This window comes from Pseudomonas sivasensis, from assembly GCF_052938085.1.
The window spans coordinates 4,657,240-4,681,262 of the sequence record NZ_CP176442.1 but is presented as its reverse complement, the minus strand read 5'-3'; the positions used below and the strand labels follow the sequence as shown (position 1 = coordinate 4,681,262).

26 protein-coding genes are annotated in these 24,023 nt (G+C 60.5%); 16 read left to right on the top strand and 10 right to left on the bottom strand.

Features of this window, described 5'->3' with window-relative positions; all coding sequences use genetic code 11:
* Positions 1 to 280 precede the first annotated feature (280 nt).
* Positions 281 to 913, top strand: a complete 633-nt coding sequence (locus ACKZ62_RS21605) for a TetR family transcriptional regulator (RefSeq protein WP_032888346.1) — start codon at positions 281 to 283, stop codon at positions 911 to 913.
* 305 nt (positions 914 to 1,218) lie between these two features.
* Here the strand turns inward: ACKZ62_RS21605 and ACKZ62_RS21600 are convergent, their stop codons facing one another.
* From ACKZ62_RS21600 to ACKZ62_RS21590, 3 genes are read right to left on the bottom strand one after another with little or no spacing between them, the layout of a single operon-like run.
* Positions 1,219 to 2,274, bottom strand: a complete 1,056-nt coding sequence (locus tag ACKZ62_RS21600) for an alkene reductase (protein ID WP_032888343.1) — start codon at positions 2,272 to 2,274, stop codon at positions 1,219 to 1,221.
* Between the two features lie 28 nt (positions 2,275 to 2,302).
* Complete coding sequence (locus ACKZ62_RS21595; protein WP_095184044.1) at positions 2,303 to 3,469, bottom strand: MFS transporter; 1,167 nt, start codon at positions 3,467 to 3,469, stop codon at positions 2,303 to 2,305.
* Between the two features lie 13 nt (positions 3,470 to 3,482).
* Complete coding sequence (locus ACKZ62_RS21590; RefSeq protein ID WP_012722694.1) at positions 3,483 to 3,809, bottom strand: ArsR/SmtB family transcription factor; 327 nt, start codon at positions 3,807 to 3,809, stop codon at positions 3,483 to 3,485.
* 154 nt (positions 3,810 to 3,963) lie between these two features.
* Here ACKZ62_RS21590 and ACKZ62_RS21585 point away from each other — a divergent pair, with 154 nt between their 5' ends.
* Positions 3,964 to 4,548 carry an acyl carrier protein phosphodiesterase gene (locus ACKZ62_RS21585; RefSeq protein ID WP_032888337.1) on the top strand — a complete coding sequence of 195 codons (585 nt, stop codon included), beginning with the start codon at positions 3,964 to 3,966 and terminating at the stop codon, positions 4,546 to 4,548.
* 114 nt (positions 4,549 to 4,662) lie between these two features.
* Here ACKZ62_RS21585 and ACKZ62_RS21580 read toward each other — a convergent pair whose 3' ends face one another.
* Together ACKZ62_RS21580 and olsB are read right to left on the bottom strand one after the other, a co-directional pair.
* Complete coding sequence (locus ACKZ62_RS21580; protein WP_181644501.1) at positions 4,663 to 5,454, bottom strand: lysophospholipid acyltransferase family protein; 792 nt, start codon at positions 5,452 to 5,454, stop codon at positions 4,663 to 4,665.
* On the bottom strand, positions 5,454 to 6,209 hold the full coding sequence (gene olsB / locus ACKZ62_RS21575; protein WP_032888332.1) for an L-ornithine N(alpha)-acyltransferase: 756 nt from the start codon (positions 6,207 to 6,209) through the stop codon (positions 5,454 to 5,456). The genes ACKZ62_RS21580 and olsB overlap by 1 nt, the downstream gene beginning before the upstream one ends.
* A gap of 184 nt (positions 6,210 to 6,393) precedes the next feature.
* Between olsB and ACKZ62_RS21570 the strand changes: the two genes are divergently transcribed.
* The 4 genes from ACKZ62_RS21570 to ACKZ62_RS21555 all read left to right on the top strand — a co-directional run bounded on the left by ACKZ62_RS21570 (position 6,394) and on the right by ACKZ62_RS21555 (position 9,611).
* The gene (locus ACKZ62_RS21570) at positions 6,394 to 7,467 is read left to right on the top strand and encodes a serine hydrolase domain-containing protein (RefSeq protein WP_447095810.1); all 1,074 of its coding nucleotides are present in this window, start codon (positions 6,394 to 6,396) and stop codon (positions 7,465 to 7,467) included.
* Entirely contained in the window at positions 7,464 to 7,778 is a 315-nt protein-coding gene (locus tag ACKZ62_RS21565; RefSeq protein WP_095184047.1) for an amidase, read from the top strand. Before ACKZ62_RS21570 ends, ACKZ62_RS21565 begins: the two co-directional genes overlap by 4 nt.
* A gap of 83 nt (positions 7,779 to 7,861) precedes the next feature.
* Positions 7,862 to 8,452, top strand: a complete 591-nt coding sequence (locus ACKZ62_RS21560; protein ID WP_447095809.1) for a YceI family protein — start codon at positions 7,862 to 7,864, stop codon at positions 8,450 to 8,452.
* A gap of 1 nt (position 8,453) precedes the next feature.
* Positions 8,454 to 9,611 carry a phospholipase D-like domain-containing protein gene (locus tag ACKZ62_RS21555; RefSeq protein WP_447095808.1) on the top strand — a complete coding sequence of 386 codons (1,158 nt, stop codon included), beginning with the start codon at positions 8,454 to 8,456 and terminating at the stop codon, positions 9,609 to 9,611.
* A gap of 127 nt (positions 9,612 to 9,738) precedes the next feature.
* Here the strand turns inward: ACKZ62_RS21555 and bglX are convergent, their stop codons facing one another.
* Positions 9,739 to 12,030, bottom strand: a complete 2,292-nt coding sequence (bglX, locus tag ACKZ62_RS21550) for a beta-glucosidase BglX (protein WP_179179422.1) — start codon at positions 12,028 to 12,030, stop codon at positions 9,739 to 9,741.
* Between the two features lie 244 nt (positions 12,031 to 12,274).
* Here bglX and ACKZ62_RS21545 point away from each other — a divergent pair, with 244 nt between their 5' ends.
* The 4 genes from ACKZ62_RS21545 (at position 12,275) to ACKZ62_RS21530 (ending at position 15,697) form a co-directional block, all read left to right on the top strand.
* Entirely contained in the window at positions 12,275 to 12,886 is a 612-nt protein-coding gene (locus ACKZ62_RS21545; RefSeq protein ID WP_447095807.1) for a LemA family protein, read from the top strand.
* A 4-nt stretch (positions 12,887 to 12,890) separates the two neighbouring features.
* Positions 12,891 to 13,622, top strand: coding sequence for a TPM domain-containing protein (locus ACKZ62_RS21540; RefSeq protein WP_095184050.1), 732 nt, complete (start codon positions 12,891 to 12,893; stop codon positions 13,620 to 13,622).
* A gap of 31 nt (positions 13,623 to 13,653) precedes the next feature.
* Complete coding sequence (locus tag ACKZ62_RS21535) at positions 13,654 to 14,271, top strand: TPM domain-containing protein (protein ID WP_032888481.1); 618 nt, start codon at positions 13,654 to 13,656, stop codon at positions 14,269 to 14,271.
* Positions 14,272 to 14,479: 208 nt separating this feature from the next.
* Positions 14,480 to 15,697, top strand: coding sequence for a class I SAM-dependent methyltransferase (locus ACKZ62_RS21530; protein ID WP_122755715.1), 1,218 nt, complete (start codon positions 14,480 to 14,482; stop codon positions 15,695 to 15,697).
* A 41-nt stretch (positions 15,698 to 15,738) separates the two neighbouring features.
* On the opposite strand, the gene ACKZ62_RS21525 is transcribed toward ACKZ62_RS21530, so the two are convergent.
* Complete coding sequence (locus tag ACKZ62_RS21525) at positions 15,739 to 16,638, bottom strand: DMT family transporter (RefSeq protein ID WP_032888485.1); 900 nt, start codon at positions 16,636 to 16,638, stop codon at positions 15,739 to 15,741.
* A 445-nt stretch (positions 16,639 to 17,083) separates the two neighbouring features.
* On the bottom strand, positions 17,084 to 18,100 hold the full coding sequence (locus ACKZ62_RS21520; protein WP_447095806.1) for a DUF4917 family protein: 1,017 nt from the start codon (positions 18,098 to 18,100) through the stop codon (positions 17,084 to 17,086).
* A gap of 124 nt (positions 18,101 to 18,224) precedes the next feature.
* Here ACKZ62_RS21520 and yiaY point away from each other — a divergent pair, with 124 nt between their 5' ends.
* Together yiaY and ACKZ62_RS21510 are read left to right on the top strand one after the other, a co-directional pair.
* On the top strand, positions 18,225 to 19,373 hold the full coding sequence (gene yiaY / locus ACKZ62_RS21515; protein ID WP_095184053.1) for an L-threonine dehydrogenase: 1,149 nt from the start codon (positions 18,225 to 18,227) through the stop codon (positions 19,371 to 19,373).
* Between the two features lie 91 nt (positions 19,374 to 19,464).
* Entirely contained in the window at positions 19,465 to 20,139 is a 675-nt protein-coding gene (locus tag ACKZ62_RS21510; protein ID WP_122764900.1) for an NAD(P)H-binding protein, read from the top strand.
* Between the two features lie 73 nt (positions 20,140 to 20,212).
* Here the strand turns inward: ACKZ62_RS21510 and ACKZ62_RS21505 are convergent, their stop codons facing one another.
* Positions 20,213 to 20,701 carry a DMT family transporter gene (locus ACKZ62_RS21505; protein ID WP_032888494.1) on the bottom strand — a complete coding sequence of 163 codons (489 nt, stop codon included), beginning with the start codon at positions 20,699 to 20,701 and terminating at the stop codon, positions 20,213 to 20,215.
* A gap of 77 nt (positions 20,702 to 20,778) precedes the next feature.
* Here ACKZ62_RS21505 and ACKZ62_RS21500 point away from each other — a divergent pair, with 77 nt between their 5' ends.
* The 4 genes from ACKZ62_RS21500 (at position 20,779) to ACKZ62_RS21485 (ending at position 23,461) form a co-directional block, all read left to right on the top strand.
* Positions 20,779 to 21,696, top strand: a complete 918-nt coding sequence (locus ACKZ62_RS21500) for a LysR family transcriptional regulator (protein ID WP_401382253.1) — start codon at positions 20,779 to 20,781, stop codon at positions 21,694 to 21,696.
* Positions 21,697 to 21,708: 12 nt separating this feature from the next.
* Positions 21,709 to 22,119, top strand: a complete 411-nt coding sequence (gene fos, locus ACKZ62_RS21495; protein WP_447095805.1) for a fosfomycin resistance glutathione transferase — start codon at positions 21,709 to 21,711, stop codon at positions 22,117 to 22,119.
* 54 nt (positions 22,120 to 22,173) lie between these two features.
* A complete protein-coding gene (locus ACKZ62_RS21490; protein WP_032888500.1) occupies positions 22,174 to 22,815 on the top strand; it encodes a LysE family translocator in 642 nt (213 codons plus the stop codon).
* Between the two features lie 118 nt (positions 22,816 to 22,933).
* Positions 22,934 to 23,461 (top strand): DUF4142 domain-containing protein, encoded by a 528-nt coding sequence (locus tag ACKZ62_RS21485; protein ID WP_005785958.1) that lies wholly within the window; start codon positions 22,934 to 22,936, stop codon positions 23,459 to 23,461.
* Positions 23,462 to 23,515: 54 nt separating this feature from the next.
* On the opposite strand, the gene ACKZ62_RS21480 is transcribed toward ACKZ62_RS21485, so the two are convergent.
* On the bottom strand, positions 23,516 to 23,941 hold the full coding sequence (locus ACKZ62_RS21480) for a low affinity iron permease family protein (RefSeq protein ID WP_447095804.1): 426 nt from the start codon (positions 23,939 to 23,941) through the stop codon (positions 23,516 to 23,518).
* Positions 23,942 to 24,023: the final 82 nt, after the last annotated feature.

The following is a 24,023-nucleotide window of genomic DNA, read 5'->3' as shown; positions in this document are numbered from 1 at the left end:
CCTCGGGTCAGGCGCGCAGGGTGCGCACAAGAAGGGTGGAAGGGTAAAAAACAGGCTGTGAGTAGATAAGTAGCTTGCTACGCAATATACTTACGTTCATGGTTGTTTGTAAACTCTTGACAGGCTTCGCGCAATGTTGACAAAGCAACACCCGAAGCCTCGATTCCATTACGTTCGGCACCCATGACGGTGTCGTCCCACAAATATTCAGATGATCGTTCGCGTCTATTAACGTTGCGTTAACGATAGTCTCAAGTGTCCTGATTGAGGTTCTACTGCCATGGTTCGTCGCACTAAAGAGGAAGCTCAGGAAACGCGCAGCCAAATTCTTCAAGCCGCCGAGCAAGCCTTTTACGATCGCGGCGTCGCGCGTACGACGCTGGCGGACATCGCCGCGTTGGCCGGCGTGACGCGGGGCGCGATTTACTGGCACTTCAGCAATAAGTCCGACCTGTTGCAGGCGCTGCTCGACACTTTGCATGAGCCGCTGGACGAATTGGCCAGGGCCAGTGAGAGCGAGGACGAACTCGATCCACTGGGGTGCATGCGCAAGCTGCTGATTCATCTGTTTCATCAAGTGGCCCTGGACCCGAAAACCCGCCGCATCAATGAGATTCTGTTTCATAAGTGCGAATTCACCGATGAAATGTGCGACATGCGCCGCCAGCGCCAGACCCACAGTCTGGAATGCAATCTGCGCATCGGCCTGACTCTGCGTAATGCGGTCCATCGCGGGCAACTTCCGGAAAACCTCGATACCACCCGCGGTGCCGTTTGCATGCATGCCTACATCAACGGGCTGATTGGCCAGTGGCTGTTGGTCCCCGACAGCTTCCAATTGCATCAGGAAGCCGAGCGCTGGGTAGATGCAGGGCTAGACATGCTGCGTCTGAGCCCGAGCCTGCGCAATTGAAACAAAATGCGTAATTGCATCAGGTTGTGTCAACAGTAAAGCTTAAGGACGGTCAATCGTCCTTCTGCCTGATTGGTGGGATGACTTTATATACGGGCTGGTGGGCGGTTGATAGGTAGCCGCCTAAGTATTTTGTAGGGATTTTGTTGCGGTTCTGTGAAGCAATGTAGCCAGAACCTGTAGGTCGCCAACAACGTGAAAGGGGGCTTGCCCCCGATGGCAGTGGTTCAGTCAACACATACAGTGACTGACGCACCGCCATCGGGGGCAAGCCCCCTTTCTCATTTGGTTTTAGTTTCGGCCGATTAAAGCGGCAGGGTCGGGTAGTCGATGTAACCCACCGGCCCCTTGCCGTAGAAGGTTTCCGGGTGTGCTTCGTTGAGCGGCGCATCGGCCTTCAGACGTGCTGGCAGATCCGGGTTGGCAATGAATGGTACGCCCCAAGCCACCGCATCCGCTTTGCCCTCGGCCAGCCAGGCATTGGCGCTGTCTTTGGTAAAGCGTTCGTTGGCGATGTATACGCCGCCGAACGCTTTTTTCAGTTGTGGGCCGAGGCTGTCCGCGCCTTCTTTTTCACGGGAGCAGATGAAGGCGATGCCACGTTTGCCCAGTTCGCTGGCGACGTAGGTGAAGGTTTCCGCGAGGTTATCGTCGCCCATGTCGTGGGAGTCGGCACGCGGTGCCAAATGCACACCCACACGCCCGGCGCCCCAGACTTCGATGGCTGCGTCGGTCACTTCCAGCAGCAGGCGTGCACGGTTTTCCAGGGAGCCGCCGTAGTTATCGGTGCGCTGGTTGGTGCTGCTTTGCAGGAACTGGTCGAGCAGGTAGCCGTTGGCGCCGTGGATTTCCACGCCGTCAAAACCAGCGGCCTTGGCGTTTTCGGCACCGGTGCGGTAGGCGTCGATGATGTCGGCGATTTCAGCTGTTTCCAGGGCGCGCGGGGTAGGGTAGTCGGCCAGTGGGCGAACCAGGCTGACGTGGCCTTTTGGCTGGATCGCACTCGGCGCCACCGGAGTTTCGCCGTTCAGGTACGACTCATGGGAGATACGACCCACATGCCACAGTTGCAGGAAGATCTTGCCGCCCGCGCCGTGAATCGCCTTGGTCACGTTGGCCCAGCCGCGCACTTGGTCGTTGGACCAGATGCCTGGGGTGTCCGGGTAGCCCACGCCCAGCGGGGTCACGGAGGTGGCTTCACTGAGGATCAGCCCGGCGGACGCACGTTGCACGTAGTACTCAGCCATCAGTGCGTTGGGTACGCGGCCTTCATCAGCGCGGCAGCGGGTCAGCGGCGCCATGATGATGCGGTTCGACAGTTCCAGGTCGCCCAGTGTGATCGGATCGAAAATAGTCGTCATGGGAAAACACCCTTCTCTTTGAAGTTGATCAGTTGGTCGCAGGGGCCAGGTCGGCATCGCCGCCCTGACGGAAAGTAATCAGGGTCACCAGCAGCGCCAGGATCGCCAGGGCCGCTGCCGCCAGAGGCACGCTGGTCAGGCCGAAGCCGTGGGCGATCACGCTGCCGCCGACCCAGGCGCCGAGGGCGTTGCCGATGTTGAAGGCGCCGATGTTCAGGGTGGACACCAGGTTCGGTGCGGCCTTGCCGAAGGTCACCACGTTGATCTGCAACGCAGGGACAGCGGCAAACGACGCGGTAGCCCAGAGGAACAGCGTGATTTCAGTCGGGATCACCGCGACGCTGGTCCAGGTCAGTGCGGTGGATACCACCGCCATGCTGATAAACACGCCGATCAAGGTTGCGGCCAGGCGTTTGTCGGCCAGTTTGCCGCCGATGATGTTGCCCACGGTGAGGCCCAGGCCGATCAACAGCAGGGTCCAGGTCACGCCTTTTGGTGTCACGCCGGTGACATCGCCGAGCAGCGGCGCAACATAGGTGAAGAGGGTGAACATCGATGCTGCGAACAGCGCAGTCATGCTCAGCGACAACCAGATGCCGGCACCTTTGAGGGCGGCCAGTTCGGCGCGCATGTCGAGTTTTTCTTCGTCACGCTTGGCTGGCAGGAAGCGGATCAGGCCGATCAACGCCACCACACCAATCACCGTCACCGCCCAGAAGGTCGAGCGCCAGCCGGCTTCCTGGCCCAGCGCGGTGCCCAGCGGCACGCCGAGTACGTTGGCGAGGGTCAAACCAGTGAACATCAATGCCACGGCCGAAGCGCGTTTGTTGGCGGGCACCAGGTTGGCCGCCACCACCGAGCCGATCCCGAAGAACGCGCCATGGCATAGCGCGGTAACCACGCGGGCAAACATCAGCACGTTGTAGTCGCTGGCCAGGGCGCAGAGCAGGTTGCCGACAATAAAGATGCCCATCAACGCTACCAGTGCGGCCTTGCGCGGCAGCTTGGCGGTGGCCAGTGCCATGAAGGGCGCGCCAATGGCCACGCCCAAGGCATAACCGGTGACCAGCCAGCCGGCGCCGGGGATCGACACGCCGAGGTCTGCCGCCACATCGGGCAACAGGCCCATGATGACGAACTCGGTGGTGCCGATGGCGAAGGCGCTCAGGGCCAGTATGAGTAGCGAGAGGGGCATTTGGGTTTCCTTGTTACAGCGCTGCGTTGTCGTCAGCGCTGAGTTCTGTGGTGAGCGCCGCAAGGAAGGCCTGGATGGTTTCCTCGTTGCGTTTGAAGAAGTGCCACTGCCCGGCCTTCTGGCTGCTGATCAAACCCGCCCGTTGCAAGGTGGCCAGGTGGGCCGACACGGTCGACTGGGACAAGCCGCAGCGTTGGTCGATCTGACCGGCACAGATGCCGTATTCGTGGTTATGCAGTTGCTCGGGGAATTGCACTTTCGGGTCTTTGAGCCAGGTGAGGATGTCTCGTCGTACTGGGTGCGCCAGGGCTTTTATTATTTCGTCGAGGTCGATGGACATGGCAGGTGCTCAGTGTCGTAAAGCGTTATATCGCGATGAGGCGAACCTTAAATCGTTATATCTCGATATACCAATATGATTTTGGTCTTAACTCAGCCCAAATCGGTATATCGGGTTATAACGATACGTTGACGGCAGTGCTAGACTGCGCGCCATGAATTATCTCGCACATCTGCACCTGGGCGGCCAACTTCCTGCACAACTGCTGGGCAGCCTCTATGGCGATTTCGTCAAAGGTCGCCTGCAGGGCCAGTTCAGCCCGCCCATCGAAACGGCGATCCAGCTGCATCGCTCCATCGACCGCTTCACCGACAGTCACCCGCGGGTGGGAGAGGCGTTGTCGCGTTTCAGCCTCACCCGCAGGCGTTATGCGGGAATCGTCCTCGACGTGTTTTTCGATCACTGCCTGGCGCGGGACTGGGCGCTGTATGCCGACCAACCGTTGGAGCACTTCACTTCGCAGGTGTACCGCGTGCTGGCGGCCGAACCGCAGTTGCCGGGGCGCTTGGCGCAGATTGCGCCGTATATGGCGGCGGATGATTGGTTGGGTTCGTACCGCGAGTTTGCGGTGATGGAGCAGGTGCTGCGGGGGATTTCGCGACGGCTGACACAACCCCAGGAATTAGGGTTTGCGATGCAGGAATTGCGTGAGTTGTATGAGCCGTTGAGTGAAGACTTCCGGATCTTCTACCCCGAACTGCAAGCCTTCGCGCATAACCACCTGACAACACAAAGCTAAATGTGGGAAGAGGCTTGCTCCCGATTACGGTGTGCCAGCCACCACTGATGCTGGCTGATCCACTGCTATCGGGAGCAAGCCCCCTCCCACATTTGGAACAGTGTCTGGCTCATATCACGCGGCAAAGGCTGGTCGCGTCGCTACTTGTTCAGTCTCCGGCACCGGCCCAAACAACGCCCTCTGCACCGCCTGCTGCGCCTGATGCGCCAGCGCCGCGCGTTCCTGCCCGGCGCAGGCAATCGGCTTGAGCACATGGATCTCCACATCGCCCTGATCATTGCCGAACAAGCGCATTAGGTGCGACAGCAAATCATCATCGCCAATAAACGGTGCCAATGGGTCCACTTGCCCATCGCGCAGATAACGAATCGCCACCGGTTGAAGCGCCACGTCCGCATCAATCGCACTGGCCAGCAAGCGTCCGTGGAAGGTACGCAGGCTGCGCCCGTCGGTGGTGGTGCCTTCGGGGAACATCAGCAACGGATGCCGTTGTTCCAGGTGACGGGTCATCTGCTTGCGGATCAACTGGCTGTCGCCCGAACCACGACGGATAAACAGGCTACCGGCCTTGGCTGCCAACCATCCCGCCACTGGCCAAGTGCGCACTTCCGCCTTGGACAGGAACGACATCGGCGCCACCGCGCCCAGTAAAGGAATATCGGTCCAGGACACGTGATTGCTCACCCACAGCATCGGCTGCGTCGGCAACTCACCGTGCACGGTCACGCGAAAGGGCAGGGCGTTGGTCAGCCGCGCCATAAAGAATCGCGACCAACGCTGGCGCCGCACCATGGAGTTGGCGATGCCCAAGCGCTCGAACACACCAAACACACTGGCCATGCTTAAACCCAGCGCCACGACCACCAGCACGCGGGCAATGCGCCCGTACACGCGCAGGCGGCTCATCACATGGCCGCCTTGAAGTGGCGCGCATAACGCGGGCACAACTCATCGCGCTTGAGCAGGATGAACACGTCGGCCACCTGGAAATCTTCATCCCAGCACGGCTCGCCGCAGATCTTTGCGCCCAGCCGCATGTAGGCCTTGAGCAGCGGAGGCATCTCCGCGATTACGTTGGTCGGTAGGTCCAGCGCCGGCAGCGGTTTTTTCGGTTCGGCGCGCAGGTGTTCGTTGCACAGGTAGCGTTCGCGCAGGCGCTGCATGATTGCGTGGGCCTGGATGCCGCCGTCGTGCATCGGGATGCTCGCGCAGCCCATCAAATAGCTATAGCCGCCTTGGTTGAGGACTTCAGCCAACTCGCCCCACAGCACAGCGATGGTGCCTCCGTTACGGTAGGCCGGGTCGACGCAGGTGCGGCCGATTTCCAGGATTGGGCCTTGCAGGTGCAGCAAGCCGTGCAGGCTGAATTCTTCTTCGCTGTAGAACCGGCCCAAGGTGCTGGCAGCCTGGTGGTCGAGCAAACGGGTGGTGGCGACGAGTCGTCCGCTGTTCAAATCCCGCACGCCGATGTGGCTGCAGTGAACATCATAGTCATCCATGTCCAGACCCAGTTCCGCGCCTTTCAGCTTGGCGTTGAACTCGCCGCTGAATACGTTGAACCGCAGGGCCTGGGCTTCCTGCAACGCTTGTGCGCCAACCAGGCGTTCGGCTTGCAGACGGCGTTCATTGCCGGTGTCGCTGATGCGGGCGATCTGAGTCATGGCGAATCTCCGAGTGCCAGCCACGTTCCGGCCGGTCGACTTGTTTGTCCAAACTCAGGCTATGTAGGCTCGGTGTCATCTCCATGAAGTTATGGTGACGCTTGGATGACAGCCCCTTTGTCGCAAATCTGTCATCACCCTCGGCTAGGCTCGCGGGCTTGAATGCCCCCTTGAGTCTGTGTCCATGGTCAGAGGCCTGCTGTGCGTTGCCCTGCTGTTTGCCACCGTTACCGCCCGCGCCGACACCTGGCCCGACAAGGACTGGGCCAAGGGCACGCCGCTCGCCGGGCCCGCCACCCAAGCACTGGATGCCTACGCGTTCCCGCCGCGTGACGATGCCACTCGCCAAGGCGTTCGAACCGATGCGCTGCTGGTGATCCGCGACGGCCAGATCATCTATGAACGCTACGCCGCGCCCACCACCGCCGACACGCCGCACCTGACCTGGTCTATCAGCAAGAGCCTGATGGCCACTGTTCTGGGCGTCGCCTATGGCAATAATCGCTTCAAACTGACTGACCCGGTGGCGCGCTTCTACCCGCCGATGAAGCAACATCCCACGGTGACCATGGCCGACCTGCTGCACTGGGCCTCGGGCCTGGACTGGCAGGAAGACTACGAATACGCCCCGCTGAAATCCTCGGTGGTGGCGATGCTCTATACCCGTGGCCGTGCCGATATGGCTGAGTTCGCCGCCAATACCGAATCCTTCAGTGCACCGGGCCAGGTCTTCCGCTATTCCAGCGGCGACAGCAATATTTTGTCCGCCGCGCTCAAAGGCATGCTGGGTCACAAGGCTTATATGAGTTACCCGTGGGATGCGCTGTTCAAGCCGCTGGGCATTCGCAACGCCACGTGGGAAACCGATGCCGATGAAACCTTCGTCGCCTCGTCCTATGCCTACCTGACCGCGCGCGATTTGGCCCGCGTCGGTTTGCTGATGGCGCGGGACGGTCGCTGGGGCGAGCAACAATTGCTGCCTGAAGACTGGGTGGCTTTCAACCGCCAGCCCTTCGCCAACTACAAGGCCGGTCAGGACGAAGCCGTCCCTGGCGGTCATTGGTGGCTGAACCAGGGCACCCCGCGACCCTGGCCCGACGCCCCCGCCGACACCTTTGCCGCCCTCGGCCATTGGGGCCAGGCGCTGTACGTGATGCCCACCGAACACCTGGTGATCGTGCGTTACGGCGACGATCGCGACGGCAGCTACCGCCACAACGAACTGCTCAAACGCGTGCTCGCGGCGGTGCAACCATGATCCGTCGTCGGCCGTTTACCAGTGTCTTTTTACTGTTGGTCCTGGGCCTGCTGGGTTGGATCTGGCACGAGCGCGTTAACCTGCAAGCCTTCCCCGACATCATTGCGGCGTATACCGCCAAGGAGTATTGCTCGTGCCGGTATGTGGCGAACAATCCAGCCGATTATTGCCGGGGATATGTGAAGCAGTACGTGCCCACCAGTGCGTTCAGTGATAACCCGGAGCGCAGTGAAGTGACGGCGAGCGGGTTGGGGCGTACGCACCGTGCACGCTGGTTCGGCGACCGCCAGGGCTGTCGCCTGAGTCCTTGACCCGTCTCGCTTCCACATTGGATTTGCGCCGCTTGTGACATTGCGCTTAAGGTTCGTGCAGGTTTTTTCCCCACGAGTCCTTAATGTTCAACGCGTCTGTTATCAAACCCCTGGCCTTTGCCCTGCTGGTCGCTGCCGCCGTACCCGCCCACGCCGATTGGTACCTGGACAACGAGTCCTCGCGCCTGTCGTTCGTCACCACCAAAAACACCGAGATCGCTGAAGTCCATCGCTTCCTGGTGCTGCACGGTAGGGTCGACAGCAAGGGCGCGGCGCAATTGGAAGTGGAGCTGGAGTCGGTCAACAGCAGCATCCCGCTGCGTGACGAGCGTATGCGCAATCAGCTTTTCGAGATCAAGACTTTTCCTGATGCGCTGATCAGTGCACAGATCAACCTGCAACCGATCAATGACCTGGCCCCCGGCGCGCAACTGGAATTGCGCCTGCCACTGAACGTCACCTTGCACGGCAAAACCCAGACCTACAGCGCAGAACTCCTGGCCACGCGCCTGGATGACCGGCGTTTCCAGGTGGTGACCCTGGAACCTGTGGTGTTGCACGCCGAGGACTTCGACCTGGCACCGGGTGTGGCGGCATTGCGTGAAGCGGCGGGGCTCAAGTCGATCAGCTTGTCGGTGCCGGTGGGTGCGGTGCTGATTTTTACGGCGCGCTGACGTGAGCGGCGCGGTGTTCCCGTGGCGCAGCGCCAACCGTTTCGAGTTGTTGATCGACGGACCGAATTTCTTTCCACAAATGCTCGTGGGCATTGCCCGCGCTGAGCGCCAGGTGGATCTTGAGTTGTACTTGGTGGAGGCGGGCGCGTGCGCCGAAGCGCTGGTGCAGGCTTTGGTGCTCGCCGCCGAACGTGGCGTGCTGGTGCGTTGCCTGTTCGATGACTACGGCAGTCTCGCGTTCACCCTGGGACTGCGTAAGCGTTTGACCGATGCCGGTGTGGTGCTGCGTTTCTACAATCGCCTGAGCTGGCGCCGTTGGATGCGCAACCTGTACCGCGACCACCGCAAGCTGCTGCTTATCGACCAGAATATCGCCGTGGTCGGCGGCACAGGCGTCACCGATGAATTCTGGACGCCGGGCGAAGACACCGCCGAATGGCACGAAGTGATGGTGCAGATCAGCGGCCCGCTGGTGCTGGATTGGCAGGCGCTGTTCGATCGCCAATGGCACGCCAACGTGGCGCGCCGTGAGTGGAAACCGGCCACCCATTTCGGCTTGCCGCGCCTGCCCAAAGTACCAGCGACCGGCCCGGGACTGGGCCGTGTCGCGTATGCGGACGCCCGTCAGCACCGCGACATCCTGCAATCGCTGATCCGCGCGCTCAACAGCAGCAAGACACGAATCTGGCTGGCCACGCCGTATTTCTTGCCCACATGGGGCGTGCGCCGTGCCTTGCGCCGGGCGGCAGTGCGTGGGGTGGATGTGCGTTTGCTGCTCACCGGCCCGCGTACCGATCACCCGTCGGTGCGTTACGCCGGGCATCGCTATTACCCACGCTTATTACGCTCGGGCGTGCAGATTTTTGAATACCAGCCGTGCTTTTTGCACCTGAAAATGGTGCTGGTGGACGATTGGGTCAGCATCGGCTCGTGCAACTTCGACCACTGGAATCTGCGCTTCAATCTGGAAGCCAACCTTGAAGCGTTGGACCCGGAATTGACGCTGGCGGTCGAAGGCAGTTTCGAACGGGATTTTGCCCAGAGTCAGGCGGTGAGCCTGGATGCTTGGAAGGCGCGACCGTTGTGGCGGCGGGTGAAGCAGCGGGTGTGGGGGTGGATTGATCGGTTGGTGGTGAACGTGCTGGACCGACGCGGCTAGCAAGAACACTGAGATCAAATGTGGGAGGGGGCTTGCCCCGATAGCGATGACTCAGCTCCAGATATGCTGGCTGGTACACCGCAATCGGGGGCAAGCCCCCTCCCATATTGTTTGACCGTGTCAGGCGTTAGAGCAGTTCGAACGTCTGCTGCTGCACATCCCGGGAGTCCAGGCCGATCTGCACATTGAACTCGCCGGGTTCCGCCGCGTACTTGAGCTGGGTGTTGTAGAACTTCAAGTCTTCCTCGGTGATGGTGAAGTGCAAGGTGCGCTCTTCACCAGCCTTGAGCATGATTTTCTGGAAGTTCTTCAGTTCTTTGATCGGACGGATCATCGAACCCGCGACGTCCTGGATATACATCTGCACCACGGTTTCGCCGTCGACCTTGCCGGTGTTCCGCACCGTGACGCTGGCGTCGAGCTTGCCAGTCTTGTTCAGGGTGGTGGACGACAGCGCCATATCCGACAGGCTGAACGTGGTGTAGCTCAGGCCATAACCAAACGGGAACAGCGGCCCGGTGGTGTCATCGAAGTACTGCGAGGTGTAGTTGCCCGGTTTGCCTGGGGTAAACGGCCGGCCGATGGTCAGGTGGTTGTAGTAGGTCGGAATCTGGCCCACGGAGCGGGGGAACGTAATCGGCAGCTTGCCCGACGGGTTGTAGTCACCGAACAGCACGTCGGCGATGGCGTTGCCGCCTTCGGTGCCGGCGAACCAGGTTTCCAGGATCGCGTCGGCCTGTTGGTTCTCTTCCAGGATCGACAGCGGGCGGCCGTTCATCAGCACCAGCACCAGCGGCTTGCCGGTGGCCTTAAGCGCCTTGATCAGGTCGCGCTGGCTTTGCGGGATGTTCAGGTCGGTGCGGCTCGACGATTCGTGGGACATGCCACGGGACTCACCCACGGCCGCGACGATCACGTCGGCATCCTTGGCCGCTTTGACGGCCTCATCGATCAGCACCTGCGGTGCGCGCTTGTCATCCACCACTTCCGGGGCATCGAAGTTGAGGAAGTTGAGGTAGTCCACCACGGCCTTGTCGTTGGTGATGTTGGCGCCACGGGCGTAGATGATCTTGCCTTTCTCGCCGATGACCGCATTCAAACCGTCGAGCAGGGTCACCGATTGCTCCGGCTTACCGGCTGCAGCCCAACTGCCCATCATGTCGATCGGCGCCTTGGCCAGTGGGCCCACGAGCGCGATGGTCGCGGATTTTTTCAGTGGCAGGGTGTTGTTCTGGTTTTTCAGCAATACCAGGCTGCGGCGCGCGATATCGCGGGCCTCGGCGCGGTGCAGGCGGCTGTCGGCATAGGTGTCTGCCGGGTCATCCTCGGCCTTGCCGATGCGCAGGTACGGGTCCTTAAACAGGCCCATGTCGTACTTGGCGCCGAGCACTTCGCGCACGGCGTTGTCGATGTCGCTCTGTTCGATCTCACCGGACTTGAGCAGCCCAGGCAATTCCTTGCCGTACAGCGAGTCGTTCATGCTCATGTCGATGCCGGCCTTGATCGCGAGCTTCGCGGCTTCACGCCCGTCCTTGGCCACGCCGTGCTTGATCAGTTCGAAGATCGCGCCATGGTCGCTGACGGCCAAGCCTTTGAAGCCCCAGTCCTTGCGCAGCAGGTCGTTCATCAGCCAGGTGTTGGCAGTGGCAGGCACGCCGTTGATCGAGTTGAGCGCCACCATCACGCCGCCGGAGCCGGCCTTGATCGCCGCGTGGTACGGCGGGAGGTAGTCCTGGTACATCTTGACCGGGCTCATATCGACCACGTTGTAGTCGCGGCCGCCTTCCACCGCGCCGTACAGGGCGAAGTGCTTGACGCTGGCCATGATGCTGTCGGCATTTGCGGGGCTGGCGCCCTGGAAGGCCCGGACCATGACTTCGGCGATTCGCGACACCAGGTAGGTATCTTCGCCGAAACCTTCGGAGGTACGGCCCCAGCGTGGGTCGCGGGAGATGTCGACCATCGGCGCGAAGGTGATGTCGAGGCTGTCAGCGGCGGCTTCCTGTGCAGCGATGCGCCCGGAGCGGCCGATGGCGTCCATGTCCCAGCTGGAGGCCAGGGCCAGGCTGATCGGGAAGATGGTGCGGTGACCGTGGATCACGTCATAGGCGAAGAACATCGGGATCTTCAAGCGGCTGCGCATGGCCGCGTCCTGCATCGGACGGTTTTCCGGGCGGGTGATGGAGTTGAACGTGCCACCGATGCGGCCGGCGGCGATTTCCTTGCGGATCAGCTCGCGGGGCATTTCGGGGCCGATGCTGATCAGGCGCAATTGGCCGATCTTCTCATCGAGGGTCATCTGCTTGAGCAGGTCGCTGACGAAGGCGTCCTTGTCTTTAAGCGCAGCAGGCTTTGTTTCTGCCCAGACGGGGTGGGTGGCCAGCGTGGCAACAAGGCCGAGCAAACACAGCTTCTTCATGAATATCCTTTTTCGGCTCACTGCACAGCAAACATGCGCTGTTCTGCCAAAATGTGGGGAACATATGTTGTTGTTCGAGTGTTATTGCAGAAAATGCACCACACTTCTGAACTCTTATTTGCGCTGGGCATCTTTTTAGCTGAATGATTCGATGCAATCCAGTAGTGGGAGCGGATTATGCCCCAAGCGCGCGGTTTATAGGGTCAGTCGTCAAATTCCATCAAGATTGCTCAGGAGAGACACCATGCAAGCAGCACAAAGTTACCGCTTGGGCTTCAAAGCCGCAGCTTTGCTATTGATCAGCACGGTGCTGAGCGGTTGCGGCATCAACACTATCCCCACCCTGGACGAACAGGCCAAAGCCGCCTGGGGCCAGGTGCAGAACCAATACCAACGCCGCGCCGACCTGATCCCTAACCTGGTGGAAGTGGTCAAAGGCTACGCTGCCCATGAACAAGACACCCTCACCGCCGTGATCGAAGCGCGGGCCAAGGCCACCTCGATCCAGGTCGACGCCAGCACCCTCGACAATCCCGAGAAACTCAAACAGTTCCAGCAAGCCCAGGACGGTTTGAGCGGCGCGCTTAGCCGCTTGATGGTGGTGTCCGAGCGCTACCCGGACCTTAAGGCCAACCAGAACTTCCTGGCCCTGCAATCCCAGCTTGAAGGCACCGAAAACCGTATCGCCGTGGCCCGTCGTGATTTCATCCAGGCCGTGCAGGCCTACAACACAGAGATCCGCACCTTCCCAGGTCGTCTGTGGCACAGCGTGATGTACAGCGACTTGCCGATCCGCCAAACGTTTGAAGCCACCAGTGCCGATGCCGATAAAGCACCGCAAGTGAAGTTCAAGTAAGCCGATGCGCTTATTACGGATAGGGCTGGCACTGTGGCTGCTGGCCTGCGTGGGCGTGGCCCAGGCAGCGCTGACCTTCCCGGAGTTGACCGGACGGGTGGTCGACAACGCCCAGATGATCGACCCGGCGGTGCGCGCGCAGTTGTCCCAGCAGTTGCAGGCGCTGGAGCAAACCGCCGGCGACCAGATCGTGGTGGTCACCGTGCCTGACCTGCAAGGCGTGCCTATTGAAGACTTCGGTTATCAACTGGGGCGCCACTGGGGCATTGGCCAGAAGGGCAAGGACAACGGCGCGCTGTTGATCGTCGCCCGCGATGAGCGCAAATTGCGCATCGAAGTCGGTTACGGCCTGGAAGGCGTGCTGACCGATGCGCAGTCCTGGGTGATCATCAACCAGGTGATCACCCCCAAATTCAAAACCGGCAATTTCAGCCAGGGCATCAGCGACGGGGTGGCCGCGATGATCCAGGTGGTGGGCGGTGAGCCATTGGCGGTACCGGCCCATGTGGCCGATGCCAATTTTGCCAAGGATAATCCCGGGTTTTCCATCGGCCTGGTTATCCTGCTGATTGGCGTGTTGTGGCTTTGCAACCGTATGGGCCTGCCGGTGGGCGCGATCCTGCTGGCGATTCTCAGCAGCAGTGGACGCGGCGGCGGCGGGGGAGGCGGTGGCGGCGGTGGTTTTCGCGGCGGCGGTGGCGGCTTCGGCGGCGGCGGTGCTTCAGGTGGCTGGTGATGACAATAACTAGAAAAGAGCATGTACAACCATGGCATTACTGACTGAACACGAGCAACGCCAAGTCGCTGAGGCGATTGCCCGGGTCGAGCAACAGACCGACGCCGAGTTGGTTACCGTGCTGGCCGCGCGTGCCGACGATTACGCCTACATCCCCTTGTTGTGGGCCAGCTTGATCGCCTTGGTGGTGCCGGGTGTGGTGCATTACCTGTCCGGCTACCTGACCATGTACACCTTGCTGCTGGCGCAATGGGCGACGTTCATCGTGTTGTGCCTGGTGTTCCGCTTGCCCAAGGTCACGACCCGCTTGATCCCGCGCTCCGTGCGGCACTGGCGCGCTTCCAACCTGGCGCGCCGGCAGTTTCTGGAGCAGAACCTGCACCACACGCTGGGCAGTACCGGGGTGCTGATTTTTGTCAGCGAGGCGGAGCGTTATGTGGAAATCCTGGTGGACGATGGCATCTCCAGCCGCCTGGATGACAGTCATTGGGATGGGATCGTCAGGGCGTTTACCCAGCAGGTGAAACAGGGGCAGACGCTGGCTGGGTTTATTGCGTGTATCGATGCATGCGGTGAATTGCTGAAGGTGCATGTGCCGGTAACGCAGACCCGCAATGAACTGCCAAACCGGCTGGTCGTACTGGAATAGTCCCGCCACCACTGGCTGAAAATGTGGGAGGGGGCTTGCCCCCGATTGCAGAGTGTCAGTCAACGATGTTCCAACTGATCCACGGCTATCGGGGGCAAGCCCCCTCCCACATTTGAGTCTGCGGTGACCACTGGTCAAATAACTCCGTGCCCTGGTGGACTATCCCCCCTAAAATGCCCGGCATTCCCAGCCCGAGGCGTTTTTGTTCATGTCCGTCACCGCTCAACCTGTCCGCCCTGCGCCGGATCATCACGCCCAGTTCATCGAACTGTTGAGCACAAGCCTTGCGCAGAACGCCTTTATCAAGCTGGTGCTTGCCAAGTACGTCGGTGACGAAGCCGAGCTTCAGCGGCTGATCATCAAGGCGGTGACCGTCAAGGAGCAGCCATGCCTGTCCTTCGTCTACCGCTACAAGACCCGTGACATCACCAAGAACTTGCCGCTGGCCGACGGCGTGGCGGCGATTGCCGAGCTGCTGCCGGCGTCGTTCAAGAATGCGCACTTGCTGTCGCTGACCGACGAAGCCCAGTTGGAATACAGCAAGAAGAACAAAAGCTCGCTGTTTAAAAGCAAGCCACAGCAACTGCGCGAGGCACCTTCGGCGGAGCATAACCGTGAGAAGAATCGCTTCCTCGATCTGAGCCGGCCGTTCCTCGCCGACCTGGGCGTGACCGATTCCAAGCAGGCGCTGATCCCGTCGATGTCGCGCAAGTGGAAGCAGATCAACAAGTTCATCGAAGTGTTCAGCCATGCACTGACCTCGTCACCGCTGAAGCTGGATCAACCGGTGCGTGTCGCCGACTTTGGTTCGGGCAAGGGCTACCTCACGTTTGCGATCCACGACTACCTGCGCAACACCCTCAAGGCCGAAGGCGAAGTTACCGGCGTTGAATTGCGCGAAGACATGGTGACCCTGTGCAACACCGCCGCTGCGCGCCTGGAACACCCGGGTCTGGTGTTCAAATGCGGCGACGTACGCAGCGTAGCGCCGAGCGAGCTGGACGTGATGATCGCCCTGCATGCCTGCGATATCGCCACCGACTATGCGATCCACACCGGTATCCGCTCCGGCGCGTCGATCATCATGTGTTCGCCGTGCTGCCATAAGCAGATCCGCTTGCAGATCCAGAGCCCGGTGCTGCTCAAACCGATGCTGCAATACGGTTTACACCTGGGCCAGCAAGCGGAAATGGTTACCGACAGTTTGCGAGCATTGTTTCTCGAAGCCTGTGGATACGAGACGAAAGTGTTCGAGTTCATCTCGTTGGAACACACCAACAAGAACAAGATGATCCTCGCGGTCAAGCGTAACGAGCCGGTGGACAATACGCAGTTGCTGGAGAAGATTCAGGAACTCAAGGCGTTCTACCACATCACTGAACACTGCCTGGAAACCCTGCTGCGCGCGGATGGCTACCTGGCCTGAACACTGCTCAAATGTGGAAGGGGGCTTGCCCCCTTCCACATTTAGACTGCACTTGGCTTGGGAACCGGCGCAGGTTGCACCGCCGTCTTGCGCCCCAGCATTACCGTCACAATCACCCCGCACGCAAACACCCATGTAATTGGCTCGATATGTTCCCCAAAGAACAACGCCGAAAACGCGATGGTGAAGAAGATCTGCAACAGCTGGATCTGGCTGACCCGCGCAATGCCGCCCATGGCCAACCCGGCGTACCAGGCAAAGAACCCCAGGAACTGCGAGAACAGCGACACATACCCAAACGCCCACCAGGTACGCATGGAAATCGCACCTTGATGCTGCGCCGCCAAGTACCACACCGGCCCGATCAGCACCGGCGTTGACAGCACCAGCGCCCAACAGATCACCTGCCAGCCGCCCATCTCCTTGGCCAATCGACCGCCCTCGGCATAACCCAAACCGCCCACGGCAATCGCGCCGAGCATCAAGAGATCCCCCGCCTGGATGCTTCCGGCGCCGGTGATCAACGCATAACTCAATACCAACGCACTGCCCAATGCGGCGCAGGCCCAGAAGGCTTTCGACGGCCGTTCATGGGACAGCCATGCTGCATACAGCGCCACGCAAAGCGGTTGCAGACCGTTGACCAGCGCACCATGGGACGCCGGCAAGGTTTGCATGGCCCACGCCGACAGCACCGGGAAACCGAGAATGACCCCGGCGATCACCAGGCACAAACCCCGCACCTGGCGCCAGGTCGGCCAGCGCTCACGGCGCCACAGCAACAGCGCCGCCGCCGGTACCGCCGCGAACAACGCTCGGCCCAGGCCATTGAGCAACGGGTGGATTTCCTGCACCACGATACGGGTGAAGGGCAGGGTCAGGCTGAAGATGATGACGCCCAGCAGGCCGAGGGCCATGCCGGTGTTTTCGCGCGAGCTCATGGGGGCAACCGAAATCTAGAGGGCTTCAAGGGAAGCCCATATAGCCACAACCCCCGTCGAACGCGGGCCTACAGCTGGATACGGATTTATCCGTACAGTTGATCTTGTGTGGGCGCTGGCTTGCCTGCGATTGCATCATGTCGTGGTCACTGACACACCGGGGTGTCTGCATGGCGGGCGCGCTAGCCCCGCCATAGAACCCGCGAAAGGCATCGGCCGACAACGGGCCGGGCTTGTCTCGCGTTGAGGGGCGAAGCGCTCCCTGATGAAGACGAATGCGGTGTATCCGCCGCTTCTCTGCGCCTGGTTTTGGGGCTGCTGCGCAGCCCTACGCGGGACAAGAAGGCGCTCGACTGAAATGACTCATGCAGGACTCTAGACTTAAAGGTTGGTATTTAAGCCTTTAAAGTCAGTAGCTTATTTAAGTTTGATAAGGCGGGCGTGATCAGCGTTCCACAGGTACTGAGAGTGCTGGATCACCCAGTGGATGCGTGCGCGCCGCAAAAAACTTCAGCTCCACGCCGCTGCCGTCAAATAACTCCGAATACCGCCGCTTCTGCTGGCAAATAAACCCGTCACTGCGCCCCGACACCGAGATCGCCAGGGTGCTCAAATTGGCTTGGCGAATGGCATCCACCAAGTGCTGATCCTGAGGCCCCAGGCCGTGCCCAAAGATGCACAGCGCGCCTTCATAGGTCAGCAACTGCTCATAGCAGAACGACAGGTAGTCCGAACTGCGGATGGTCTTGAGCTTCTCCTGCACGGTGCCTTCGCTGACAAACAGCGGCACATCGTCCAGGGTCTTGATCGTGTTGTTGATGGCAAAGCTGCTGAGCAAGGTGCTGTCAGTCGTGGGTAATTTGCGTGCGGTGCCGTCGAGGTTCCGCACCAGGTGCAAGCCGCCGTGCAGGTACAGGATGCGTGTGGCGTCGGTGCGGGTGTTGCGCAGGTCGAAGCTGGCGTCGGCGCTGCGGAACAGATCGTCGATGCCCGGCGTGTGAAGGATCGCCCAATAGTTGAGCAGGTCATAGTTGCTGGTGAATACGGTGGAGTAACCGGCCAGTTCCGCGTTGATCGTCGCCAGTGTCGATGGCTTCACCAAGCGCCACGGGATATGCACGGCGTGGATGGTGTTGATCAATGCTTCCTTGATCGCGTAGTAGCGATTACGCGGCGCCGCCGAGCTGACCGCCAGGGCCTTGTTGACCCGGCTGGTGGTTTTCAGCGCGCCCAGGGCTTGTTCGAAACTGCGGGTTTGCAGGGCGTCGAACACACTGAGTTCGGATGGGCTGAGGGGTTTTTCTTCGACGGTGCGGGCGTTTTCGAACAGCGAGTCGTAGGCAAAGTCTTCCCAAACCGTACGGCTCGCGCCGTTGCCGATCAGAATCCCAGTGAAGTCGATGGTGCTGCGCAGGGCACTCCAGTCTTCAAGGTGGGCGTCAATATCCTGGAAATCCTTCATTGCGGCGGGCTACTCGAAATCGGCTGGGCGGTGACTTTATCACGAGCTGACGTTGATCCTGATCAAGATGCCGCAGACAACTGAGGCCGATGCTAGAGGCAGAAACGTTATCCGAGGATTCGCCATGAGCAGCACCTTCTTCATCCCAGCCGTCAACATCATGGGCACCGACTGCCTCGACGAAGCCATGAACGCCATCCGCAACTACGGTTTTCGCAAGGCGCTGATTGTCACCGACGCCGGTCTGGCCAAGGCGGGCGTCGCCAGCATGATTGCCGAGAAACTGGCGATGCAAGACATCGACTCGGTGATCTATGACGGTGCCAAACCCAACCCCAATGTGGAAAACGTCGAGAAAGGCCTGGCGCTGTTGCAGCAAAGTGCGTGTGATTTTGTGGTGTCGCTGGGCGGCGGCTCGCCCCATGACTGCGCCAAGGGCATCGCCCTGTGCGCCACCAACGGCGGGCATATCGGCGACTACGAAGGCGTGGACCAATCGGCCAAGCCGCAACTGCCGCTGGTAGCCATCAACACCACTGCCGGCACGGCCAGCGAGATGACCCGCTTCTGCATCATCACCGACGAAACCCGTCACGTGAAAATGGCCATCGTTGACCGCAACGTCACGCCACTGCTGTCGGTCAACGACCCATCGCTGATGGTTGGCATGCCTAAGGGGCTCACCGCCGCCACCGGCATGGACGCCCTGACTCACGCCATCGAAGCCTATGTCTCCACCGCCGCCACGCCGATCACCGACGCCTGCGCGATCAAGGCCATCGAACTGATCAGCGCCAACCTGCGCCTGGCCGTCCGTGATGGCAGTGACAAGGTCGCGCGGGAAAACATGGCTTACGCGCAGTTCCTCGCCGGCATGGCGTTCAACAACGCGTCCCTGGGTTTTGTGCACGCCATGGCTCACCAGCTGGGCGGGTTCTACGACCTGCCCCACGGCGTGTGCAACGCGGTGCTGCTGCCCCATGTGCAAAGCTTCAACGCCAGCGTAAGCGCCAAACGCTTGAGCGATGTAGGTCGAGCGCTGGGGGCAGACATCAAGGGCATCACCGATGAAGAGGGCGCCCAAGCTGCCATCGCCGCCATTCGTAGCCTGGCCCAGGACGTTGAAATTCCGGCGGGCCTGCGTGAGCTGGGTGCCAAGTTGCAGGATATTCCGCTGCTGGCGACCAATGCGTTGAAGGATGCGTGCGGCCTGACCAACCCACGGCGCGCGGATCAGCGTCAGATCGAGGAGATCTTTCGCAGCGCGTTTTGAGTGGGGCAGCCTCAAGCTGCAAGCGTTAAGCTACAGGTTGGATGCATTCAACTTGAGCATGAAGCTTGCGGCTTGCCGCTGAGGTCACCTTATGAGAGTTCTGTTATTCGGAGCCACCGGCATGGTTGGCCAAGGCGTTCTGCGTGAATGCCTGTTGGCTGCCGATGTCCAGGAAATCGTCGCCGTTGGCCGCACGCCCCTGACCCAGGAACACGGCAAGCTGCATCAGGTATTGCACAGCGACATGCTGGATTTCCAACCCCTGGAAAACCTGCTGCAAGGCTTTGATGCCTGCTTCTTCTGCCTCGGCGTGTCGTCGGCCGGCATGAATGAAACCACGTACACCCACCTCACCTATGACCTGACGCTCGTAGCTGCCAGCACCTTGGCGCGGCTCAATCCACAGATGACGTTTATCTACGTGTCCGGCGCTGGCACCGACAGCTCCGAGGCGGGCCATTCGATGTGGGCGCGGGTCAAAGGCAAGACCGAGAACGCGTTGCTGCGATTGCCGTTCAAGGCGGTGTACCTGTTTCGGCCGGGGATCATTCAGCCGCTGCACGGTGTGCGCTCTAAGACGCCGCTGTATCAAGCGTTTTACTCCGTGCTCGGGCCAGTGCTTTCGTTGGTGCGTCGGGTTAAGCCGGGCTGGGTGGTGAGTACGGAAACTGTCGGCCGAGCCATGTTGCAAGCGGTGCGCCATGGCGCGCCGCAACCGGTGGTGGAGCAGGGCGAGATCAATCGCCTGACGGCTGAGCGCTGCTGATGCTGTGGCCGCGCGCAACTGTGAGTTGCCTTGCGCGCCGGATGACATCACTGAAATCGATGCCAAAGGCTGATCAGCTCGCTGTTGCCAGTGCGCGTGCGGACGTGTTGCCAAACTGAATCAGCGCCACACCTCCCATCAACAACAACGCCCCAAGCACCCGTGGCGTTGTCAGTTGACGCTCCACCAGACCGAACAACCCAAAGTGATCGAGCAGCAGTGATGCAAGCATCTGTCCCGCCAACGCCAGGGCGATAAACCCCGACGCACCCAGCTTGGGCAGCAGCATCAACGCCAGCGCGATAAAGCACACACCAAACGCGCCACCGGCCCACATCCACAGCGGCGCCTTGACCATAAACGTGAGGCTGGGCAGCGGCAGACGCAGCGCCACGATCACCGGCAGCAACACCATCATGCTCACCAGCAGTGACGCCAGGGTGGCCCACAGCGGGTGGCCGAGCCCGCGCCCAAGGTTGGCATTGATTGCACTCTGAAACGGCACCACCGCCCCGGCGATTACCGCTAGCGCCAATAAACCTGCCCACTGCAACGTTGTCATGTTGGATCTCCCAGAGGTTTTGCTGGACTCTAGGTCATTCGTCGATCAAATTTAAATTCCAAATTCTTATGCTGGATATGCAGCTGATGAATGATCTGCGCCGTATTGACCTCAACCTGTTGGTGATCCTCGACGCCTTGCTCAGTGAGCAACACGTCACCCGCGCCGCCGAGCGCGTGCACCTGAGCCAGCCGGCGGTCAGCCATGCGTTGGCGCGGTTGCGGGATGTGCTGGGTGATCCGTTGCTGGTGCGTCAGGGCGGCACGCTGGTGCCCACCGCCCGCGCATTGGAATTGGCGGCCCCGCTGGCCGAAGCGTTGGCGCAGGTGCAGGCGCTACTGGCGCCTAATCGCTTTGATCCGGCATCGGCGAAGCGTCGTTTTCGTGTGGCGATGTCGGACTACAGCGCGGCGATTTTCTTACCGAGGTTGGTTCGTGTACTGCGCCGTGAAGCACCGGGCATCGACCTGCAAATCATCCAGACCAGCCGCGAAGGCATGGTTGACGGCGTGCTCAATGGCGACCTTGACCTGGCCGCTGGCGTGTTCCCCGATATGCCTGCTGAACTGCGTACTACGCCCTTGTTCGACGAGCATTACACCTGTCTGGTGGACCGTAGCAGCCTGCCGCAGGACGGCTCTCTCGACCTGCCCACCTACCTCTCGCGCCCCCATGTGCTGCTGGAAATGCGCGGCAGCGGCACCCCGGAAATCGAACGAGCGCTGACGGCGATTCGTCAGCGGCGGCATGTGGCGATCAGCCTGCCGCACTGGGGCGTGGCGCCGCAGTTGATTGAGGGCACGGACTTGATCCTGACTGTATCGTCGCGAGGCTTGCTGAATATTGATCACCAGCATCTGGTCGCCGTGGCGCCGCCATTTCATATTCCGTCGTTTGCCTTCGAGCTGGCGTGGCATGCGCGACGGGGAGGGGATTCTGGGTTGCAGTGGTTGATTGGGCAGGTGCAGGGTATGTTGTCCGAAGGCCGCAGATAACAGGAAAAAGACATGCTCTCAGGCTTCAATCACTTGACCCTGGCCATCACCGACTTGAGTCGTAGCGTCACTTTTTACCATGAGCTGTTGCAGCTCAAGCTCGACGCCACTTGGGACAGCAGCGCTTATTTGTCATTGCCGGGTCTATGGCTATGCCTGTCGCTTGATCCGCTACGCGAGTCGAAGCCAGGTGCCGATTACACCCACTATGCGTTCACCGTCGGATCGAGTGAGTTCGCTGCGCTGGTCTCGCGTCTGCGCGCCGCCGAGGTGCAGGAGTGGCGCGATAACCGAAGCGAAGGCGCCTCGTTCTATTTCCTTGATCCCGACGGTCATAAGCTCGAAGCCCATGTCGGCGACCTGGCTTCGCGTCTGTTGGCTTGCCGCGACAAACCCTATTCGGGAATGAGGTTTTACCCTTAGCGTAGGAACGTGCAGAATCGCTCCACCTTCCCACGCTTTGTTTGAGTCACGCCCATGACCCTATCCCTGCTGCTCGCCGTCCTCGCGTCGGGTTTTATCTACGGTATTACGCCTGGCCCCGGAGTCTTGGCAGTGTTTGGCATCGGCGCCGCCCGCGGCCGTCGTGCCGGGGCGGGGTTTCTGTGCGGGCACTTGCTCGGCGATGTGCTGTGGTGCAGTACGGCGTTGGTCGCGATTGTGGGCGCCCGGGAAGTCGGCAGCAGCGCGTTCGATGTGCTCGGCGTGCTCAGTGGCCTGTATCTGTTCTGGCTTGGCTGGCGGGCCATCCGCACCCAGCGTCGCAGCAGTGATGCCCCTCAGGGCGCCGCGCGGCATCCGTTCTGGCACGGCATTGTGTTCGGTTTGACCAACCCCAAGGCGTATCCAGTCGCGGTGGCGACGTTTACGGCGTTGCTGTCCAGTCGTGCCGAATTGCTGACCTGGTCGATGCTGCCGGCGTTGATCTTCCTGAGCTTCGTCGGTGGTGTGTTGGCCTACGCAATCCTGATCGGCGTGGTCGGCGCCCAGCGCGTACGCACGGTGTATCAGCGCCATGAAATTCTCATCACCAGGCTCTGTGGCGTGATGTTTATCGGCTTCGCCATCAATGCCCTGGCCCATGCATTGCCGGGCCTGTTTGCCAGCAAATCCGCTTGATGCGCCGACGACCGTTCGTCGCACCGGCGAGTTTTTTCTAAACCTTTACCGCCCTGAAAATTCGAATTCAGGGCGGGGTGTGTTCCCCGTACTTATTTTTGCCCTGGAGGAACCCATCATGAGCCGCATGGCTATCCGGTTACGCACCGCCAGTTTCGCGATGCTGCTGGGCCTCGGCGCCAGCAATGCTTTCGCCCAGTCGCCTGCTGAATTCATCGAGCAGGCTTCTGCCAAAGGCATGGCCGATATCGAGACCAGCCGCATGGCACACGCGAAAACCTCGTCCCAGGAAATCAAGGACTACACCATCGAGGTGATCAACGAGCGCACCTTGGCCAACCAGCACTTGGCGGCCATCGCCAAGAAGCTCGACCTGCCCGTGGCGCCCCGCGAAAAAATCGTCGACAAAGCTGAAACCCTGATGCCCGAACTCAAGGACGGTGACTCGTTCGATGCCGCTTACACCGCGCAGCAGGTGAAGGAAAACGAAGACGCCATCGCGCTGTTCAAGAAGGAAGGCGCTGCGTCGGATGTGCCGGAAATAAAAGCGTTGGTGGATGAGACACTGCCCAAATTGGAGGAGCGCCTGCAGAAGGCCCGAGCCTTGGCGTCCACCTACGGTAAAGGTCATCAAGGCGACGGTTGAAGCCGTTACCTGAATTGAAAAACGGCGGTTGGATCTTCTCCAACCGCCGTTTTTTTATGCCTGGTTCAGATCGGTTTTGGCGGGCGCCGCGTCGTCGGCGGCGTGGCCGCAACTGCTGTTCAGGTTGACGATGCCGGTATTGCCAATGCTGCGGTATTCCTGGCGCAGTTTTTCCAGCTCTTTGCGGTCCAGGCCGTCCAGGCTGAGTACGGCGTTCTGCGCATCCTTGGACACGCGCAGCAACTCGTCGATCTTGATATGCAGGATGTCGTTGTCGCGGTTTTGTGTGTTTTGGATCAGAAACACCATCAGGAAGGTGATGATCGTGGTCGAAGTGTTGATGATCAGTTGCCAGGTGTCGTTGTAGTGAAAGTACGGCCCGCTCAGGCTCCATGCCAAGATCAACGCCACCGCTGCGTAGAAGGTGCGCGGACTGCCAGCCCAGCGAGACAGGGATTGCGAGACTGCGGAGAATTTCATGACCGGGTTCCTTATTGAGATGGCGATGAAATGATGGACCGCAGTGGTTCGCTGAAATTTCTTTTTACAATTGCGCGCCTGA

What these genes read in the sequence shown, in the direction of transcription:
- ACKZ62_RS21505 (WP_032888494.1), bottom strand. Translation starts at nt 20,701, where the DNA reads ATGACAACGTTGCAGTGGGCAGGTTTATTGGCGCTAGCGGTAATCGCC.
- ACKZ62_RS21485 (WP_005785958.1), top strand. Translation starts at nt 22,934, where the DNA reads ATGAGCCGCATGGCTATCCGGTTACGCACCGCCAGTTTCGCGATGCTG.
- olsB (WP_032888332.1), bottom strand. Translation starts at nt 6,209, where the DNA reads ATGACTCAGATCGCCCGCATCAGCGACACCGGCAATGAACGCCGTCTG.
- bglX (WP_179179422.1), bottom strand. Translation starts at nt 12,030, where the DNA reads ATGAAGAAGCTGTGTTTGCTCGGCCTTGTTGCCACGCTGGCCACCCAC.
- ACKZ62_RS21535 (WP_032888481.1), top strand. Translation starts at nt 13,654, where the DNA reads ATGGCATTACTGACTGAACACGAGCAACGCCAAGTCGCTGAGGCGATT.
- fos (WP_447095805.1), top strand. Translation starts at nt 21,709, where the DNA reads ATGCTCTCAGGCTTCAATCACTTGACCCTGGCCATCACCGACTTGAGT.
- ACKZ62_RS21525 (WP_032888485.1), bottom strand. Translation starts at nt 16,638, where the DNA reads ATGAGCTCGCGCGAAAACACCGGCATGGCCCTCGGCCTGCTGGGCGTC.
- ACKZ62_RS21545 (WP_447095807.1), top strand. Translation starts at nt 12,275, where the DNA reads ATGCAAGCAGCACAAAGTTACCGCTTGGGCTTCAAAGCCGCAGCTTTG.
- ACKZ62_RS21590 (WP_012722694.1), bottom strand. Translation starts at nt 3,809, where the DNA reads ATGTCCATCGACCTCGACGAAATAATAAAAGCCCTGGCGCACCCAGTA.
- ACKZ62_RS21565 (WP_095184047.1), top strand. Translation starts at nt 7,464, where the DNA reads ATGATCCGTCGTCGGCCGTTTACCAGTGTCTTTTTACTGTTGGTCCTG.
- ACKZ62_RS21570 (WP_447095810.1), top strand. Translation starts at nt 6,394, where the DNA reads ATGGTCAGAGGCCTGCTGTGCGTTGCCCTGCTGTTTGCCACCGTTACC.
- ACKZ62_RS21580 (WP_181644501.1), bottom strand. Translation starts at nt 5,454, where the DNA reads ATGAGCCGCCTGCGCGTGTACGGGCGCATTGCCCGCGTGCTGGTGGTC.
- ACKZ62_RS21510 (WP_122764900.1), top strand. Translation starts at nt 19,465, where the DNA reads ATGAGAGTTCTGTTATTCGGAGCCACCGGCATGGTTGGCCAAGGCGTT.
- ACKZ62_RS21520 (WP_447095806.1), bottom strand. Translation starts at nt 18,100, where the DNA reads ATGAAGGATTTCCAGGATATTGACGCCCACCTTGAAGACTGGAGTGCC.
- ACKZ62_RS21560 (WP_447095809.1), top strand. Translation starts at nt 7,862, where the DNA reads ATGTTCAACGCGTCTGTTATCAAACCCCTGGCCTTTGCCCTGCTGGTC.
- ACKZ62_RS21490 (WP_032888500.1), top strand. Translation starts at nt 22,174, where the DNA reads ATGACCCTATCCCTGCTGCTCGCCGTCCTCGCGTCGGGTTTTATCTAC.
- ACKZ62_RS21605 (WP_032888346.1), top strand. Translation starts at nt 281, where the DNA reads ATGGTTCGTCGCACTAAAGAGGAAGCTCAGGAAACGCGCAGCCAAATT.
- ACKZ62_RS21480 (WP_447095804.1), bottom strand. Translation starts at nt 23,941, where the DNA reads ATGAAATTCTCCGCAGTCTCGCAATCCCTGTCTCGCTGGGCTGGCAGT.
- ACKZ62_RS21500 (WP_401382253.1), top strand. Translation starts at nt 20,779, where the DNA reads ATGCAGCTGATGAATGATCTGCGCCGTATTGACCTCAACCTGTTGGTG.
- ACKZ62_RS21595 (WP_095184044.1), bottom strand. Translation starts at nt 3,469, where the DNA reads ATGCCCCTCTCGCTACTCATACTGGCCCTGAGCGCCTTCGCCATCGGC.
- yiaY (WP_095184053.1), top strand. Translation starts at nt 18,225, where the DNA reads ATGAGCAGCACCTTCTTCATCCCAGCCGTCAACATCATGGGCACCGAC.
- ACKZ62_RS21540 (WP_095184050.1), top strand. Translation starts at nt 12,891, where the DNA reads ATGCGCTTATTACGGATAGGGCTGGCACTGTGGCTGCTGGCCTGCGTG.
- ACKZ62_RS21585 (WP_032888337.1), top strand. Translation starts at nt 3,964, where the DNA reads ATGAATTATCTCGCACATCTGCACCTGGGCGGCCAACTTCCTGCACAA.
- ACKZ62_RS21600 (WP_032888343.1), bottom strand. Translation starts at nt 2,274, where the DNA reads ATGACGACTATTTTCGATCCGATCACACTGGGCGACCTGGAACTGTCG.
- ACKZ62_RS21530 (WP_122755715.1), top strand. Translation starts at nt 14,480, where the DNA reads ATGTCCGTCACCGCTCAACCTGTCCGCCCTGCGCCGGATCATCACGCC.